This is a genomic window from Zunongwangia sp. HRR-M8 (genome assembly GCF_027594405.1).
Taxonomy (GTDB): domain Bacteria; phylum Bacteroidota; class Bacteroidia; order Flavobacteriales; family Flavobacteriaceae; genus Zunongwangia.
In genome coordinates, this window is the sequence record NZ_CP115161.1 from 1,462,116 (window position 1) to 1,481,315 (window position 19,200).

Here is a 19,200-nt window from a genome sequence, read left to right on the forward strand (position 1 = left end):
GATTTTATTTAGTTCAAAATAAACATTCTTAGATTTCTTATGTGGAAATATTCAGTTTCAAAAGTAATCGAGAAATTCAGAACTATATACCTTAATGCTTTTCTAAATAATGCTTTTAGATGTTAAATAATTATGCCACAAAAACTCATTTTTTGGATAATATTACTTAAATTTTTAGATCTGTGCGTTAAGGTTTATTAATCTTGATTCTTTTTATTGAATCCTATAGTATTTTTATGATATGATAAAAGAGAAGATTTTTAACGATACTGAGACCGCTTTTAGGCTAAAATCGGATATGGAACTGAATAGAGCAATTTTGCTTTTCAATGCGATGGGAATTCCGGCGCTAATGAAACCAGGAATTGCGCTTACCAAATTTTCACTGAAAGCTAAATTGCCAATCAAACCTTTAATTAAAAACACAATTTTTGATCAGTTTTGTGGTGGAGTAAGCATTGATGATTGTAAACCCATTATTCGTGAAATGGAGGAGGTGAATTTGTCTAGTATTTTGGACTATTCTGTTGAAGGTAAGAAATCTGAAGAAGAATTTGACTCTGCTTATCATGTAAAGCTTGAACTTATCGAGTTTGCCAAGGAGGAAAGTGAAATTCCTTTTGCAATATTCAAACCGACTGCTCTAGGACGTTTTAAAATATGGCATAAAGTGAGTTCTCATGTTAGCTTAAACGATAAAGAAAAAGAGGAGTGGGAACGCGTAAAAGGCCGCGTAGAGGGTTTATGCGAAAAAGCTAATGAACTTAATGTAAGGCTTTATGCAGATGCAGAGGAGTCTTGGATGCAAGAGGCGGCTGATCTTTTAATGGAAGAAATGATGATGAAATATAACCGTGAGGAAGCCCTAATATTTAACACATTACAATGCTATCGTTGGGATCGTTTAGAATATTTAAAAGAACTGCATAATAAAGCAAAAAAGGAAGGTTTCAAAATTGGAGCTAAGATCGTCAGAGGTGCATACATGGAAAAAGAAAACAAGCGTGCCCGTAAAAGGGGCAAAGTCTCTCCAATATGTGAGTCGAAGGAAGCTACAGATGTGAATTTTAATAGTGTAATGGGCTATTGTCTTGATAATTTAGAAGATATTTCAGTCTTTATAGGAACACATAACGAAATTAGTAACTATTTGGCTTTACAGATTATGGAAGATAAAGGTATTGCTAAAGACGATCAGCGTGTATGGTTTAGTCAATTATACGGGATGAGTGATCAAATTAGTTATAATCTAGCAAGTAGAAAATACAATACAGCCAAATTAGTACCTTTTGGCCCTGTAAAGGATGTAGTACCTTATCTTTTAAGAAGAGCCGAAGAAAATAGCTCTGTAAAAGGGCAAACAAGTAGAGAGCTTAATCTGTTAAACAGAGAGAAAGAAAGAAGAAATCAAACTGAAAAATTAGCGCAAGCATCAAGCTGATTAAAAATAAAATTGCTGTATAAAGGAATAATTTTATAGAAATTATTCCTTTTTTTAGTTTTGATTATTTTCGGGATTAAACGATTTTCAGAATAAGAAGTAAAACAGCATTATAAGTTATTTCTCCTTGTCGTAACAATCCAAAATTCCCGAATTTTGTACTAGCAATTTATTTACCGCCAATTAAGAAGACTCATTCATTTTGGTTATTTTATCAGCCGACAATTTTTGGTTTGTGCATTATAAGCGCTTAAAAAATATATGAAAAAGACAACAAATGGTATGAGTTTCTTCAAAATTTATAGGTTTTAAAAGTTTGGTTTATTCCTGATGAAATAGAGATTGAAGAGATATTAAATTTATTAAAGAGCCTTTATTTATTCGTATGACTAAATATTTATAAGTCTTCTAAGTTTGAAGATTATTAAAATGAGCAAAAAAAAAGAGTTGAATAACCATTCAACTCTTTTAATTAATAATGAGAACTATTTATTGATTCTCAAAAGTTTCTGCAAGGCTTATTATTACTTTTCCCTTGGCTCTCCCGCTAGCCAAATGTTCATATGCTTTTATGGCGTCTTCAAAAGGATAAACAAGATCAATTGTAGGTCTTATCGTTCGATCTTCAACCATTGCTTTAATCTCCTTTAGCTGATCGGCATTTGGTTGCATCCAAGTATGATTGTATTTAGCTGATTTTTCTTCGATAAGCTTAGCTAGTTTTTCGGGTAGCTCGTAATTCTCCATTCCCATTTGTTTAGCAGATTCAGCATCTGGAGGACCAACTATGGTCGTAACTCTACCGCCTTCTTTAATAATCTCGAAAGCTTCTAAAGTATAGTCATCTCCCAGTGTATCAAAAACGATATCCAGATTATTGGCAACCTCTTTGTAATCTTCATTTTTATAATCGATTACACGGTCTGCACCAAGAGCTTTTACCCAATCAAGGTTGGTGTCGCTAGTCGTGGTGTAAACGATGGCACCTTTAGATTTTGCGTATTGAATGGCAAAGCTGCCCACTCCGCCAGAACCGGCATGTATTAAAACTCGATCATCTTTTTTAATATTCACTTTTTCTAAAGCCTGTATAGCGGTGAGTCCGGCTAAAGGGAGAGAAGCGGCTTTTTCAAATGTCACATTTTCGGGTTTGTGAGCAACTACTTTGCTATCTACAGCAACGAATTCGGCAACGGTTCCCATATATTCTTGTGGAACTCTACCGAAAATTTCATCTCCTATTTTAAAATCTTTAACTTCATTTCCCACTTCAACAACCTCGCCGCTAACATCATATCCTATAGAGGCAGGCAAATTAAGTTGAAGCATATCTTTTAGGTGACCTTGGACAATTTTATAATCGATTGGATTGGTAGCAGCAGCTTTGACTGCAATCAGTATTTCAGAACCTGAAATCTCTGGTCTCTTTAATTCAGCAATTTTAAGGCTGTCTTTGATATCTCCATATTTCGTAATTTGTAGAGCTTTCATAACATTATATTTATTTCTTCGTCGTGTTTTCAGAAGCTTTAGATAGGATATTAATTAATAATCTATAATTTTTTCTATAGAATCACACCTGAAACTCCAAGTACTTATTATTAAATTCTGCGGAATAAAGGAGGTCTTTTTTAGGTTCGATCCTTTTCTTCAACCTAACTAATATAGAAAGAATAACAGGTTTTGGAATAAGGTTTAGAAAAGGTTTAACGCTTGATGAATTTGAGAGTCAGAATTAAAAATGTTGAATTTTGAATGGATCAAAAGCTAAAGACTGATTGCCTAAAGTTCACTATGAACCAAAATTTTTGCATCCAACATGAAGAATATATCCACTTCGCTTATTTTTATTTTAGCGCAGCGAAAATAAAAATAAGCGAAGTCACATATGGCTAACAGTTTTAAAAAATCTTACTTCTCAATGCGCGATATTAAGTACTTTTTACTTCCCGATACAGAAATTTATTTATGAGTGTTTATGGTGTTTACCATAAATTGAGGTACAATTGGATACAGAAACTAACACAGAAATTAGCATTTTGGACGTTTGGTAAAGGTAAAGATAATTTCTCCAATGATTTCGCTTTGATTTGAACCAAAAAGCCGTTAATATTGAAGACGGTGGATATGTCTGTGAAGGTAAATATTATACATAATATTGGTTTAACATTTTTAAGTGGTAGACTTGGTATTATACGCCAACTACGATATGATAGTTACTTTAGATTGATATTAGCTCAATTTTGGTAATATACTTCATGGAGATGAAGTACTTGATATCATGATGGCAGATAATATTAACTCAGCAAATACAGACGACCTTTTTGACGATGTTAAAATTATTGGTTAGGATAATGATGATTACACTTTAAAAATAATAAATTCAACGCAAAATATCTTGCGCCTAGCGATTACATCTAAAGCATTATCAATTAATGATTTTCATAAGCGCAAAATCTTGTTGTATCCTATCAATAAAAAGTCTAGAAATTCTAGTAAGTATTCCTAATACAGATGTATCTAAAGTTAATGTAACCGTGCATAACATATTAGGCGAAAATTGATTTAATAAGTAATAATAATACATTTCAATTTGCTAAAAATTTAGATGCTAGAATTTTCCTTTTTAATTCCAATCTAAATCGTCTAGTAAAGCTATAAAATGCGTTGTATAATAATAAAATTTTTGTGTCACTTTAATTAATCGAATATGGAGGAAAAAATTATGTATTGCTGAATTATAAGGATTGATGTTATCATTTCTATTCTTAAAATTGTTTATTTAAAAAAAGTTTAATGTCTGTTCAAATGCTTTTAAAAGCCTTAAGATTTCCTAAATTGAAAATCTACATAGTCCAATTTTAGACTAAGCCACACTAAATAGCGTTGTCACCAAGCGCCCTTTACCTCGGGGAGCAGAGATAGACAATAATTCTCCTAATTTGGTTACCTCAAAGTTGAAAGGGCTGGCACATAAATCGACCCCGCTTTGTTTTTTAAGTCGGATGCCTTGTCCGTAAATGAGATCTATATTTGGGTCAAAGTCCTGAGCGGGTATGTGTTCGTTAAGGAGGACATACTTGAATGCGTATAACTTGTTGATGATGGGGGGTGAGGAGAACATTGGATTTTTTTAGTTTTTATTAAGTATAGCAATATAATTGAACTACAATTAATCTCACGCTTAAAATAACTTCAGTATTTAATAAATAGTACTACATAAAAGACTTAATGAACTCTAAAGCTATTTATGTTTATAAATTAAAGTGTAAACTTATAGTTTTTGCTTAAAGTTGAATGGGACTCCCACTTTAAAACCAAATAACAAATTTTCATCTTTACTATTAGGTGATTTGCTTAAATCAGACCGATCTGCAAATAATTGTAATGTGGCAAAATTCTTTTCTTTTGCTTTTAAATTCATAAGTATGCCCAGCCTTAGATTATACACTTCAGCATCTTCTCCTTTACCGGGATCAAAGTTAAGATTACTATATCCAACTTGACCAAAAATACCATAACGCTCAAATGGGAAATAGTATGCATCTATACCTAATTCCGTTAAAAAACCGTAATTGTATAAATTACCCTTCGGATTGTAATTCCCTTCTTTAGAAAGTGGTGTAGAGACAATACCCGAACTAATCGTATCTAAAGGTTTTGATGGAAAATTATAGGTTCTACTTTCAAATTCTCCTACGTTAGAACCTTGTCCCAAATTTACAGTAGTCCTTGCAAAAAACATTCTGGGCGGCCAATAACCATTCTTCTTCGACTGGTAGAAAAAACCAAATTGTAATTCTATCCCAAATAAGTCACCCGGTGTATCTGAAAATTGCTCATCAAAGCTCTTATCTTCATTAGGAATATATATATTTTTTACAGTTTCTCGAGCATAATACGGGGATCCGCCGAAATACCAAAACTTCTTACTGTTCCAATACGGTTGTGCAATTTTATGCTCTTCTAATACTAATTTCTCAGAAATAGAATCCATCGCAGAAACTGTTTTATCATAAAGAGCTATAACTTTATCTAGGTCATACGTTACACCTTCATAGATAGCTTCAGGTACATATATCGTAGAGTCTTTAGCACTAATAGCTACTTTGAAGGCGTTGTTTTTAGGTCCTTCCTTTAGTTTTTTAGCTACAATATAGCTTGTATCAAGAAGGATTACTTCACGATTGATTTGATTAGTATCTAATGAGTACTTATGGTTTTTTACAAGATCTTTATAAAACTGCTTGAATTTATCATTAACTAAAGATTCTACGGGTATCCCAGCATCTTCCAATAAATAGGTTGTATAATAGTAATCTTTTAACAGCGCTGCTATTTTGTACTGCTTAGCCTTTTCGATTTTATAAAATGCTCTTTGTGATACCACACTTGTTTTTGGTGAATCATAGGAGCGTCTTCCCCAAAATGGCCGGTAGAAATTCAATGCAATCTTCGCTTTTTTACTACCGTTTTGTTCATCAATAAAATAAATACCCTCATCTGTTGCAGATAAATCTCCTTTAACTGAAAGAATAAACCCATCATTCGAGGTAAGTATACCACTTAATGCTATATTGGATTTGCTTTCATCAAAAGTTGCCTCAAGTCCCTCACTCGGGGCACTACCGCCAAGTAATAAATACGATAAATCTTCAAAGACTAATTTATTAAAGGAATACGATGACACCAATTTATTTGATTGCAATTCAATTGCTGTTTCATCCGGTTCCAAATCTACTGTAGTATTAAAAGTAAGCGTATGCTGACTAAATACATTTATTGTAAAAAACAACACTACCCAAATCAATACCTGTCTCATATTTAAATATTTAAGAAGTTAAAAATAGTTAAAGACTCTTAAATCAGGAGTACCTGATATCAGGTATTTTTGATAATATCTATTAAAAGTGCTTTAGATAGATTTTATAGTTGAAAGGAATTCTAATTAGCATTACGGAATTCATTAATTCGATAATCGTAAATTCTTTTATATTTGAAGAAATGAAAATTCTTCATGTCCAACGAAAAACTCAGCCTATCTCAACTCGAAAATTATCTATCTAAAGCTGCCTGGATTCTTAAAGGTCCCGTAGATGCTTCTGATTTCAAAGTATATATATTTCCACTTTTATTTTTTAAACGCTTATCTGATGTTTATGACGAAGAATATCGTAATGCGTTAGAAGAATCAGAAGGAGATACTGAATACGCAGCCTTATCCGAATTTCACCGTTTTGAAATTCCCGATGGCTGTCACTGGGACGATGTGCGCAGTACGACCACAAATGTTGGGCTAACTATAGAAAAAGCCCTCAGAGGAATTGAACAAGCTAATCAACAATTTCTGTCCGGTATTTTTGGGGATGCGCAGTGGAGCAATAAAAACAAATTAAGTGACAGACTTCTCATTGACCTTATTGAACATTTCTCACAATATATTTTGGCCAATAGTCTAGTAGATGTAGATATTTTAGGACAGGCATACGAGTACCTCATAAAGCATTTTGCTGATTTAACTAATAAAAAAGCCGGGGAGTTTTATACTCCACGCTCGGTTGTGCATTTACTTGGTTTGATCTTAGATCCTCACGAAGGTCAAAGCATTTATGATCCTGCTTGTGGAACTGGCGGTATGCTTTTAGAATGTGTAGACCACCTTAGAGCAAACGAGGAAGACAGTCGAACGTTAAAGCTTTACGGTCAGGAAAAAAACCTTACCTCAAGTTCTATTGCACGTATGAATATGTTTTTGCACGGAATGGAGGATTTTCAGATTGTGCGTGGGGATACCCTAAAAAACCCGGCGTTTTTTGAAGCAGATGGACTAAAGACATTTGATTGTGTTATTGCAAACCCACCATTCTCATTAAAAGACTGGGGTGCCGAAAACTGGGTCGAAGATCCTTACGGGCGAAATATCGCAGGCGTACCTCCTAAAGGTAATGGAGATATGGCTTGGGTGCAGCATATGATCAAATCTATGAATAGTACAGGGAGTATGACCGTTGTTTTACCTCACGGCGCACTCTTTAGAAAAGGCTCTGAAGGAAAAATAAGAAAGAAGCTTATAGAAGATGATTTACTCGAAGCAGTAATAGGTCTGGGGCCTAATATTTTTTACGGAACCCAACTCGCTGCCTGTGTACTAGTCTTCAAGCAAAACAAAGATCCAGATAAAAAGAAGAAGATTTTATGCATTGATGCCTCAGAACAGCTGCGTGTGGGGCGTGCTCAGAATTATTTAGAACCCACACATGTTGAGCAAATCTTCAACTGGTATCAGGATTATAAAGAAGTAGAGAATTATGTAAGTATTGCTACCTGGGAAGACCTGGTTGAAAACGACTTTAATCTTAATATTCCTCTTTACGTAGAGAAAATTATTGAAGATGATTTACCGAGTGTGGAGGAAGCTTTAGCCGATTTAAAACAAGCCTGGGCAGAAAGTCAAAAATCAGAAGAACAATTTAAATCTATACTAAAAGAATTCCTATAATGGCATACGAAACTCCAATTACCATAAAAAAAGCACTGGATAACATCCGTAAGAAAAAATATGTTCTTCCTTCCATTCAAAGAGAATTCGTATGGAGTCCGGAGCAAATAGAAAAGTTATTTGATTCCTTATTACGAGACTACCCTATTAGCACTTTTCTTTTTTGGAAAGTTGAGAAGACTAGAATTAAAGATTTTCAATTCTATGAATTTCTTAAAAACTACCATGAGAAAACTGGTAGGCATAATACTAAAGCTGATCTGGCGGACGATGAGGATGTCGTCGCTATCCTTGACGGGCAACAAAGAATGACATCACTTTATATTGCTCTTACCGGGACCTATACAAAAAAGCTTCCGTATTATGGTTGGGATAACCCCAATGGATTTCCTCCTAAAAAGTTATATCTGAATTTACTGCATAAGGCAGAAGATATTGAAATGGAATATGATTTTAGATTCTTAGCTAAAAGGGAACTTAATGAGTTAGAAGGAGGATATTGGTTTGAAGTATCTGAAATTTTATCTCTTGATGATATGGGCAAAACCTCGAAGTATCTATCAAAACATAATTTAATGGATTCTTCAAGATTTACAGAAGAAGAGAGGGATTTCGCAATTGATACATTGAATAAATTATTTAATGTAATACATCAAAAAGGAACTATTAGTTATTACCTGGAAGAGGATGAAGAGTTAGATAAAGTACTTCAAATATTTATTAGGATTAATAGTGGTGGTACTAAATTAAGCTACTCAGATTTATTACTCTCAATAGCTACTGCACAATGGACAGAGAAAGATGCCAGAGAGGTCATTCATGAATTCGTAGATGAAATTAACTCAATAGGAGATGGGTTTACATTTAATAAAGACTTTGTTTTAAAATCATGCCTTGTTCTTGCAGATTTTAATGATGTTAAGTTTAAGGTGGACAATTTCACCAAGGAAAACATGTCGATCATTGAAGCTAATTGGGAAAAGGCTTCTGCTAGTATTCGCAAGGCAGTTGAATTAATATCTAAATTTGGATATAACCGAGATAATCTATTAGCAACAACTTCAGTTATCCCAATCGCTTATTTCATTTATACAAATGAATATGAAAATTCTATTCTTCATAACTCTTCGTGTGAAGATGATAGAAAGAAAATAAAGGAATGGTTAGCACGAGTTTCTTTAAAAGGAACTTTTGGAGGTACTCCGGATGCTATTTATCCTGTAATGCGGAATTTAATGAATGAGAATCCTGGTAGATTCCCGCTTCAAGAGATTATTAATTACTATAAAGGTAAAAGAAAGTCTATTTCTTTCAACTCTGATGATATTGAGAATATATTGGAAATGGATTACGGAAAAGCAAGGACTTACTGTGCGTTGTCATTGGTTTATTCCTCCTTAAATCATAATTTCTTATATCATCAAGATCATATTCATCCTCGTTCATTTTTCGGAAAAAGAAAATTGGTGGAAATGGGAATCGAAGATGAGGATCAAAAAGAGGAATTTATCAAGAGGCATAATAAGCTGCCTAATTTACAATTGCTGCAAGCAAACCAGAATATCGAAAAGAATAATATTCCTTTTTCCGAATGGCTTAATAAAACTTTTCCAAATCCAGCTGACGCAAAAGCCTTCTTAATGCAAAATCATATTAAATCTGATCAATCTTTAGATTTTGATGATTTTGTAGAATTTTATGAGGAACGAAAGCTAACTCTAAAAAGATTACTAGAAAGCATTCTTAACGTTAAGGAAACCGAACAAATTGAAGCTAAATAAATGACACAAAAAGAACTGGAAAAATACCTATGGGGAGCTGCAACGGCCTTAAGAGGAACCATAGATGCCGGAGATTACAAACAGTATATATTTCCGCTATTATTCTTTAAGCGTATTTGTGATGTGTATGATGAAGAGTTTGAGATAGCTTTAAAAGAAAGTGATGGTGATCTGGAATATGCAGCTTTTGAAGAGAATCACCGCTTTCAAATACCTAAAGGAGCACACTGGCAGGCTGTACGGGAGACCACGACCAATGTAGGCGTAGCTATACAGGATGCGATGCGCGCTATTGAAAAAGCCAACCCCGATATGTTGTATGGCATATTTGGTGATGCCAGCTGGACCAATAAAAACCGACTAAGTGATGAGACCCTTATTAATCTTATTGAGCATTTCTCACAACATAAACTTAATCTGGCTAATGTCCCCGATGATCAATTGGGTAATGCTTACGAGTACCTCATTAAGGAATTTGCAGACGATAGCGGGCATACTGCGGCTGAATTTTACACCAATCGTACTGTAGTAAAAACTGATGACGCTTATTATGGACCCGCAACCGGGTGAGAGCGTTTACGACCCTACCTGTGGCTCAGGAGGTTTGCTACTCAACTGCGCTTTACACTTGCGTGATGAAGGCAAAGAATACCGCAGTTTAAAATTATACGGGCAGGAAATCAACCTCATCACCAGTGCTATTGCGCGTATGAATATGTTCATGCACGGTATAGAAGAGTTTAGCATTGTACGGGGTGATACCTTAGCAAGACCGGCTTTTTTAGAATACGATACGCTTAAAACTTTTAATGTGATTCTGGCTAACCCACCCTATTCTATAAAATCCTGGGATCGTAACAGCTTTGTCAATGACCCTTACGGTAGAAATTTATGGGGTACACCGCCTCAAGGTTGCGCAGATTACGCCTTTCAGCAGCACATACAAAAGAGTTTAGATACTAAAAATGGCCGTTCTATATCGCTATGGCCGCACGGTGTGCTTTTTAGAGATGCTGAAGCAGAGATGCGACGCAAAATGATAGAAGAAGACTTGGTTGAATGCGTTATAGGCCTTGGTCCCAACTTGTTTTACAATTCTCCAATGGAAGCTTGTTTATTAATTACAAGAACAAATAAAAGTAAGGAAAATCAAGGTAAGGTTTTGATTATCAATGCTTTAAAAGAAGTTAAGCAAGAAAAAAACATTGCTATCTTAGAAGAAAAACATATTAGCAAGATTTACAAAGCTTATAAATCCTTTGAAAATATTGAGGGTTTTGCAAAACTGATTACAACCCAAGAAATACTTGAAAACAAGGCTAGTTTAAATATTGCCCAATATTTAAGTAATGTGGACAATAGTGAACCATCCTTGACTTTAAATCAAGCACTATCAGATTGGGAGAGCCAATCTGATGTTTTAAAAGAAAGTATGAATGATTTATTCAAAGTGCTTAATTAGATGGGAAAACAAGAAAGTCGCATAGGCTTAAATAATCTAGATAAGTCAAACTGGAAAACGTATAAGTTTGAGAATATTGCTCAAAAAGTATCTAAAACTATTAAACCTGAAGAAGCAGAGGTTTCTGTTTATGTAGGTTTAGAGCACATTGATGCGGAAGATATTCATATTCGCCGAAAAGGTGTCCCTGCTGATGTAAAAGGTGGAAAATTAAAATGCTCGCCAGGGGATGTCATCTTTGGAAAACGTAGAGCCTACCAGCGTAAAGCAGCTATTGTAGATTTCGAAGGCATTTGCTCTGCACACGCTTTTGTATTTAGAGCAAAACCCAAGGTGCTACTCCCCGAGCTATTTCCATTCTTTTTACACTCAGACCAGTTTATGCATCGTATGGTAGATATTTCTGTAGGTGGACTTTCACCTACAATTAATTGGGGAGATTTAAAACATCAAGAATTTCTCCTCCCCCCACTTGACAAGCAAGCAGAACTGGCTGAATTACTTTGGGCTATGGATACCGTGATTGAGAGGGAGAAAAAAGTTTTAGAGCATTTAGAGTATCAGTCTAAAACATATTTAAATAAATCATTCCGATATGGGGCATTCTTAAATCAGAAATCTAAGTATACATCTTTTGGTCCAATACCAAAAAATTGGAAGCTAAAAAAACTTGATGAATTAGGTAAATTCAAAAATGGAATTAATAAGGATAAAGATCAATTTGGTTTTGGAAGGCCTTTTGTTAATCTTATGGACGCATTTGGAAATAAAGATCTCTTTTTTCAAGAATTTGATTTAGTAAACTCTACGGAGGAGGATTTACGTTTATTTAATCTAACAAAGGGAGATGTCTTATTTATTCGTTCTTCAGTAAAACCTAGCGGTGTAGGTCTAACCACTTTAATCCAAGAAGATTTCCCTAGTACTGTTTATTCAGGTTTCATTATTCGTTTTAGAACCGAAAATGATGAGTTGACCCACGCTTTTAAAAAGTATTGCTTCTACGAAGAAAGATTTAGATATAGTTTGATTAGAAAAAGTACTGTCAGTGCAAATACAAACATTAATCAAGAATCATTAAAAAAGCTTGTATTACCGGTCCCTCCAATTGAAGAGCAAAAGGAATTTAATAGAATCTTAAGCCAACACGAAACTACATATAAGAAAATGAGTACTAAGATTTCAAGTTCCAAAGCCCTACAAAAAAGTTTAATTAATCAGGTGTTTTAGGGGATGGCAGCACCAGGAAACATACGAGCAGCACGTACATCTGCAAAGGAGATTTTACAAAAGGTTGATAAAGCAGTACGCAGTCCAGCAGGACCAAAAAGATGGTTTTGGGAACTACTGCAAAATGCGATAGATTCAATAGCTACTGAGCCTTTACGAAAAGTGAATATTACGGTGACTTTGGGCGAAGATGAAGAATCAAAAATTAATACATTGCAATTTGTTCATAATGGAGCTCCTTTTAGGGAAACAAAAAATGAACTACTATATGCTGACGATTTTGAAAACCTTATTTGCCCAGTGTCAGGTAAAAGCGGCGAAGATAAAAATACCGTAGGTAAATTTGGTACAGGTTTTCTTTCCACACATAGTTTATCACTAATTATTGATGTAGAAGGTATATTACTTACAAATAGTGGGGAAAGGTACAAACTTAAAACAACACTTGACCGAACTGCTTATATTGAAAGGACTGAAAAAAATGCAGAAATTAGGATAAATGGTATTTTGGATAGTCTTGAAGCCTATGATAAAATGAAAAGCGTCAAAGAAAAACCTGATTCTGAAGAAGATTATACAAAATTTACATATCACTTATTCGACACCGATTCTATAAATAAAGTTCGTACTGGATTTAAGGAAATTGAACAATCATTGCCCGTAGTTTTGACTTTAAATGATAAAGTTGATAGCGTAACTATAAAAGATAACTTTAATGCCAACCATTATGTCTACAAAAAAGGGCTTCCAAGTAAGTACAAACAAATAGATATTCAAAGTACCGAGAAGTTTAATAGTGATGGACAACTGATAAACACATTTTATATTGCAAGTATTAAAAATGATACCACAACATTATGCTGGCCTATAGAACGGTGTCTAGATGGAACCTTAAAGATGAAAAATGGAAAAAATTTGTATAAAGAAAGTCTTAATGGTGAAATGCCAATTTTATACTGTACTTTTCCCTTAATAGGTAGTGATAAGTTATATTTCCCTGTTATTTTAAACTCCTACTCTTTTGCACCTAATGAAACAAGAAACGGTGTTTCACTAACTACAGAAACAATTACAAAAAAAGACACAAATTCAATAGAGGATATTGATTTGAATAATCGTACCTACATTGAGTCAGGAATAAAATTATATAAGAATTTTTTAGAAAATATAGCTTCAGAATGTGACAATCTATTTTTTATATCAAAATTGAACAACACTCCAAATGTAGAATGGATTGATGAAGAATGGTATAAAGATAAAATTGAAAAACCACTTAGGAATATTGTTAAGAACTCGGCAATAATTGATGTCAGTAATGACAAGGCTGACCGAAAGTCTATAATTAATGAAGATGGAAAAGTACAAATATACTTTCCAAATAATAAAAATGGTAAGCTCGAAACCAGAAAGTTATACAATACCTTATTCTATCGATTTTCAAAAGATTTATTTACAAATAAAATTCCTCTTGAAAAAGATTTAGAGAACTGGCATCATATACTATGGGATGATGATCACGACATAAAAATTCTTGAAGTAGAAGATATACTTTCTGAAGTAGCTTCATATGGTTCTATTGCTGCATTGTCTGAAAAATTATTATACGATAATGACAATAAAACTTACACTTGGCTTAGTGAGTTATTTCAGTTTGTTGTCAAACAAAGGGGAATTGAACTTTTAAGTGAATATGTAGTTGTACCAAATCAGAACAATAACTTTAAAAAATTTGATGAATTATATTGTGAAGACATTGCAGAACCAATTCCAGATCCTTTTATAGATGTTTTAAAAAACTTAGGAGATGATTGGCGCGATGACTTATTGCACCGGGAAATTAAATTTGATACAGGTACTCATGATAAATTAACGCTTCTTGAAATCAACAATAAAATTGACGATATTTTAAATGAGGAAAAAGAGGAGTATGGTAATAAAGTGAAAGTATTCCCCAAACGAAGAGATGCTTTAAAACATATTGTAGACATTTTAAAAATTGATTCTTTAGAATCGAGCAAAGAAGCTTTTAGACATAAAATATTTTTCATCCTCAAAGATTTATTTTCTTTACAAGATGAATTGCTACCTACATTAAAATCTTCAAAATTTAAATATTCTGCAACACTAAGGATTGCGATCTTCTTAATAAATGAAAAGATTAGTAGTAAAGAAAATATTGAAAACTTATCAAAACACATCAATAAAGACGACTATGGAACCATTGCTTGGTTAAGTAATTACCTTTCTCTAATAGGAGATGAATCATCGGATTACAAACGTTTTTTAAAAGTAGGTAATATGGTTCCTAATAGAAAAAATAAACTTTGTGCTTATGAAGATTTATTAAATTTTGGAACAGATGAACAACCATTGAATGAATCTTTAATTAACATTTTAAATCGATTTGAAAAAAAGGCAAGTACAGGGAAGGACTATTGGGATAACTTGGTTGCAGAGAATATTGAATTGAAAATGCCAAATACTCTACAATTTGATGAAGTAGGCAGTGCTATTTCTCAACATATTACATCAATTAAAGGAAAGGAGGTCTATGAAGTTTTTCGTACCCCTCTTCTTGAATTGATAGATTGGTGTGCAGTAGAGAAAACATTAGCACAAAGATATCTTCCCGGTTTCAAAGAAATTTCAAATCGAATATTTTTCATATTAACAATAGAAAACAGCAGTTACAGCAGTAATATTATTGAGATTTTAAAAAATGACGAAAATATTGAGATGCTTTCTATTATTAAAGAGTCAGGGATAACAAAAGAACAATTAAATGAATTCATCGGTCTTTTTGAAGAAGGTATTCCTGAAAATGTAATGAAATATGCAAAAGAAGATGCTCGAAAGAAAAAAGAATTTAATAATCTTTTAGAAGTTGGTTCTAAAGTAGAGTCTCTATTCATAAAAACGTTAGAAAGTTATAAAATAACTAGTGATAGAGAGAAAATTATTCACGCGGGTGGCGGAGCGTATGATATTCGTGTATATAATCCTGTAAATAAAAAGTCTTTTTACATAGAATTAAAATCCTGTCGTCACCAAAATACAGACCCAATAAATATTGCTGTATCACAAGCTAAGAGAGCTGTAAAAGAATTAGAAAATAAAAGTTTCTCTATTGTAATTATAGAACGCTCAGGTAACAATGAAATGGATGAAAACTATATAAGAGCCAATACAAAATATTTTAAAAATCCAGGAAAGCATTTGGGTGTAATAGGTGAGAATTTTGATACTATAGAAAATAGCTCAAACACCAATAACGATGTTGATTTGAAAATGGACTTTGCAGAATTTAAAGGCTCTTTAGATTATAAATGGGTTTTAAATAAAATTGGAGATTCTGGCTTTGATGAATTACTGGTAGATATTAAAAATATTCTCTCAGCTTAAACTAAACAAAAATGGCATTTAACGAACTCAATAGTGTAGAATATTATATCATCAATAAACTTAGTGGTACCAATCTCAATACCCAAAGTTTTAAGGAGCCCATTCCTACCTATGGCCCTACCTGGGTTTATAAGTCTTCGCAAGAGCTGAATCGTTCGGTAAATGAGGTACTTGTGGAGTCTGATTTAAAAGCTGCACTTGTTAAGTTGAATCCTGCAATAAAGAACAATCCAGATCTTGCAGATGAAGTAATTTATAAGCTTCGAGCCATACTCATTTCGGTTAATCAAACCGGATTAGTACGTGCCAATGAAGAATTCACCAAATGGCTATGTGGAGATAAAACCATGCCTTTTGGTACAAATAACAGACACATCCCGGTACGTTTAATTGACTTTGATGAATTAACGAATAACTCGTATATCATTACCAATCAATACCGGGTTCGTCACCGGGAAACCAAGATTCCCGATGTGGTATTGCAAATAAATGGTATTCCTGTGGTGATAGGCGAAGCCAAAACCCCTATTCGGGAAGCCATAAGTTGGTTAGACGGGGCTCACGAGGTGCACGATATTTATGAGAACGCGGTTCCTCAGCTTTTTGTACCCAACATCCTTTCGTTTGCAACAGAAGGTAAAGAGTTGTTTTACGGGGCTGTACGTACACCTCTTGAATTCTGGTCCCCCTGGCGACTGAAGGATGATGAAGGTACTCTGGCTAGAAGATTGGGTTTAGATGAAATAGGTAAAGAACTCACAAGCCTTTTAAATCCAAAAGTGCTTCTGGATATTCTGCAAAACTTCTCGCTATACAGCTCTGGTAAAAAAAACAAACGTATTAAAATTATATGCCGCTTTCAACAGTATGAAGGTGCCAATAAGATTGTAAACCGGGTAAAAGAGGGACGCATTAAAAAAGGGCTGATTTGGCATTTTCAGGGAAGCGGAAAGTCTCTACTCATGATGTTTGCTGCCCAAAAACTACGTAAAGAACCAGAACTTAAAAGCCCTACCGTATTAATCCTGGTTGACCGTACCGATTTAGACACTCAAATTTCTGGTGATTTCAATGCTGCCGACATTCCTAATGTGGAGACCACAGACAGTATTAAAGATTTACAAGGTTTACTGGAGCGTGATACTCGAAAAATTATTATTTCGATGATCTTTAAGTTTCGGGATGCTCCGGCCAATATGAATACCCGAGAAAATATTATTGTATTGGTAGATGAAGCGCACCGTACACAGGAGGGTGATTTGGGCCGCCAGATGCGTGCTGCTCTACCCAATGCGTTTCTCTTCGGTTTAACGGGTACGCCGGTAAATAAAGCGGATAAAAATACCTTTTGGGCATTTGGTGCTGAGGAAGATGAAGAGGGGTATTTATCGCGTTATACTTTTCAGGATTCCTTACGTGATGATGCTACACGTCCGCTTCATTTTGAACCGCGACTGGTAGATGTGCACGTAGATAAAGAATCAATAGATGAGGCCTTTGCATTGTTTAAAGAAAGTGCCGCGCTAAGTGATGAAGAAGCTGATGCCCTAAACAAAAAATCTGCTAAGATGGCCGCTTTTCTGAAATCACCAGAGCGTATTGCCAAAATCGTAGCAGACATTGCTACCCATTTTAATACGAAAGTGGCTTCAAACGGCTTTAAAGCGATGATTGTGACACCAGACCGCTACGCCTGCGTACTCTACAAAAAAGAGTTGGATAACTACTTTGATACCGCTGCAAGTAAGGTTGTGATTTCAACTTCAGCAAATGATCCTTTAGAATTAAAACAAAAATGGGGGGTAGATAAAAGTGAGCAGAAGCGCATTGTAGAAGAATTTAAAGATGCGTCTTCACACTTAAAATTTATCATTGTGACGGCAAAACTTCTAACTGGTTTTGATGCTCCTATCCTACAAACAATGTATCTTGATAAATCTATTAAAGATCATACCCTCTTACAGGCTATTTGCAGAACGAATAGAGTATATCCCGGCAAAAACTTTGGCCGTATTGTAGATTACTTTGGAGTTTTTGATGACACTGCTAAAGCACTGGAATTTGACCAGAAGATGGTTGAAAAAATTATTTCTAACCTGTCTGAACTTCGGAATAAACTCCCAGAACTCGTTGCTAATTCATTAGCCCATTTTGAAGGCGTAGATCGTAGCCTAGAAGGTTTTGAAGGCTTAGAAGCTGCTCAGAATGCGATACACACAGATAAAAAGAAAGACGACTTTGCTAAGGATTACAAACAGCTTTCTAAACTTTGGGAATCCTTATCTCCAGACCGCATTTTAGATCAATATCAAAAAGATTACAAGTGGTTATCTCAGGTGTTTGAATCTGTGAGGCCAGCATCAGATAATATAGGTAAACTACTGTGGTTTTCTCTGGGTGCTGAGACCACCAAACTCATTCACGATAATGTTCACGTTGGGGATGTGCATCCTTTAGAAGAATTTGTATTAGACGCTGATGTTGTCGAAGATATCTTTAATAACCCTGACCCTAAAAATGCTCAAAAGCTAGAACGTATTCTAGTCAAGCGTTTTAAAAAGCACAAAGGATACCCTAAATTTAAATCTTTAAGCGAACGCCTTGAAGAACTTAGAGATCGTGCAGAACAAGGATTGATTAGTTCAATTGAGTTTGTAAAAGAACTCTGTAAGATTGCAAAAGAGACCGTTCAGGCAGAAAAAGAACTGGAAGAAGTAATACAAACCAAAAGCCCTAAAGCAGCATTAACCGAATTGTTTCTTGAACTTAAAAATGATCAAACCCCAGCAGTTGTTGAGCGTATAGTTACTGATATTGATTCCATCGTACGAATTGTACGCTTCCCGGGTTGGCAAACTACCACTTCAGGAGAACGGGAAGTACAACAATCCCTTAGAAAAGCGCTACTCAAATATAAACTTCATAAAGATCAAGCGCTTTTTGATAGAGCTTATGCTTATATTAAAGAATATTATTAGGAACAGAAGCGACTATGACTTTATTTTTGATCTTTTGACGAATTTTTAGAAGAATAATATAATCTATTTAGAAGAAATTTTGCAATTCATCCGGAAAGCAAAATGGTTCTAAAATAATGAATTTGTATTTTTATCCTTTTTGAAATTGCATAACTTAACTAAAGTATATCACCTAATAATTAGCTAATTTCTATGTTTTGGTTTTCAGTTGGCTTATTAATAGATACAATCCAAAGTTTACTTGGTGTTCTTTTTAATTGGGAATTTGGCAAAAAAAGCTGGCAAAAAGGGAAACCATATCAGACTCATGATTATTTTATTGCTTTTTTTGTATTTGCTATTGCATTAGGCTTATTTATTTACGCTGCTATATTTGGTTAATAAATCAGTAGAGCTAAGAGCTGAAA

At 34.2% G+C, this 19,200-nt stretch carries 11 protein-coding genes; 9 read left to right on the forward strand and 2 right to left on the reverse strand.

The features are described from left to right. The first annotated feature begins 241 nt into the window (after positions 1-241). A complete protein-coding gene (locus PBT89_RS06150; RefSeq protein ID WP_270063871.1) occupies positions 242-1,441 on the forward strand; it encodes a proline dehydrogenase family protein in 1,200 nt (399 codons plus the stop codon). 489 nt (positions 1,442-1,930) lie between these two features. Here PBT89_RS06150 and PBT89_RS06155 read toward each other — a convergent pair whose 3' ends face one another. Further along, positions 1,931-2,932, reverse strand: a complete 1,002-nt coding sequence (locus tag PBT89_RS06155; protein ID WP_270063872.1) for an NADP-dependent oxidoreductase — start codon at positions 2,930-2,932, stop codon at positions 1,931-1,933. Between the two features lie 1,783 nt (positions 2,933-4,715). Next, the gene (locus PBT89_RS06160) at positions 4,716-6,263 is read right to left on the reverse strand and encodes a hypothetical protein (protein WP_270063873.1); all 1,548 of its coding nucleotides are present in this window, start codon (positions 6,261-6,263) and stop codon (positions 4,716-4,718) included. Positions 6,264-6,458: 195 nt separating this feature from the next. Between PBT89_RS06160 and PBT89_RS06165 the strand changes: the two genes are divergently transcribed. The 8 genes from PBT89_RS06165 (at position 6,459) to PBT89_RS06200 (ending at position 19,174) form a co-directional block, all read left to right on the forward strand. After that, positions 6,459-7,940 carry a type I restriction-modification system subunit M gene (locus tag PBT89_RS06165; protein ID WP_270063874.1) on the forward strand — a complete coding sequence of 494 codons (1,482 nt, stop codon included), beginning with the start codon at positions 6,459-6,461 and terminating at the stop codon, positions 7,938-7,940. Further along, a complete protein-coding gene (locus PBT89_RS06170) occupies positions 7,940-9,721 on the forward strand; it encodes a DUF262 domain-containing protein (protein ID WP_270063875.1) in 1,782 nt (593 codons plus the stop codon). Before PBT89_RS06165 ends, PBT89_RS06170 begins: the two co-directional genes overlap by 1 nt. Continuing rightward, entirely contained in the window at positions 9,722-10,291 is a 570-nt protein-coding gene (locus PBT89_RS06175) for a type I restriction-modification system subunit M N-terminal domain-containing protein (RefSeq protein WP_270063876.1), read from the forward strand. Beyond that, positions 10,260-11,183, forward strand: a complete 924-nt coding sequence (locus tag PBT89_RS06180; protein WP_270063877.1) for an N-6 DNA methylase — start codon at positions 10,260-10,262, stop codon at positions 11,181-11,183. The genes PBT89_RS06175 and PBT89_RS06180 overlap by 32 nt, the downstream gene beginning before the upstream one ends. Next, on the forward strand, positions 11,184-12,413 hold the full coding sequence (locus PBT89_RS06185; protein WP_270063878.1) for a restriction endonuclease subunit S: 1,230 nt from the start codon (positions 11,184-11,186) through the stop codon (positions 12,411-12,413). Between the two features lie 3 nt (positions 12,414-12,416). Next, positions 12,417-15,815 (forward strand): sacsin N-terminal ATP-binding-like domain-containing protein, encoded by a 3,399-nt coding sequence (locus tag PBT89_RS06190; protein WP_270063879.1) that lies wholly within the window; start codon positions 12,417-12,419, stop codon positions 15,813-15,815. Between the two features lie 11 nt (positions 15,816-15,826). After that, positions 15,827-18,793, forward strand: coding sequence for a type I restriction endonuclease subunit R (locus PBT89_RS06195; RefSeq protein WP_270063880.1), 2,967 nt, complete (start codon positions 15,827-15,829; stop codon positions 18,791-18,793). 192 nt (positions 18,794-18,985) lie between these two features. Beyond that, positions 18,986-19,174: a hypothetical protein gene (locus PBT89_RS06200; RefSeq protein WP_270063881.1), complete on the forward strand. Its 189-nt coding sequence runs from the start codon at positions 18,986-18,988 to the stop codon at positions 19,172-19,174. Positions 19,175-19,200 lie beyond the last annotated feature (26 nt).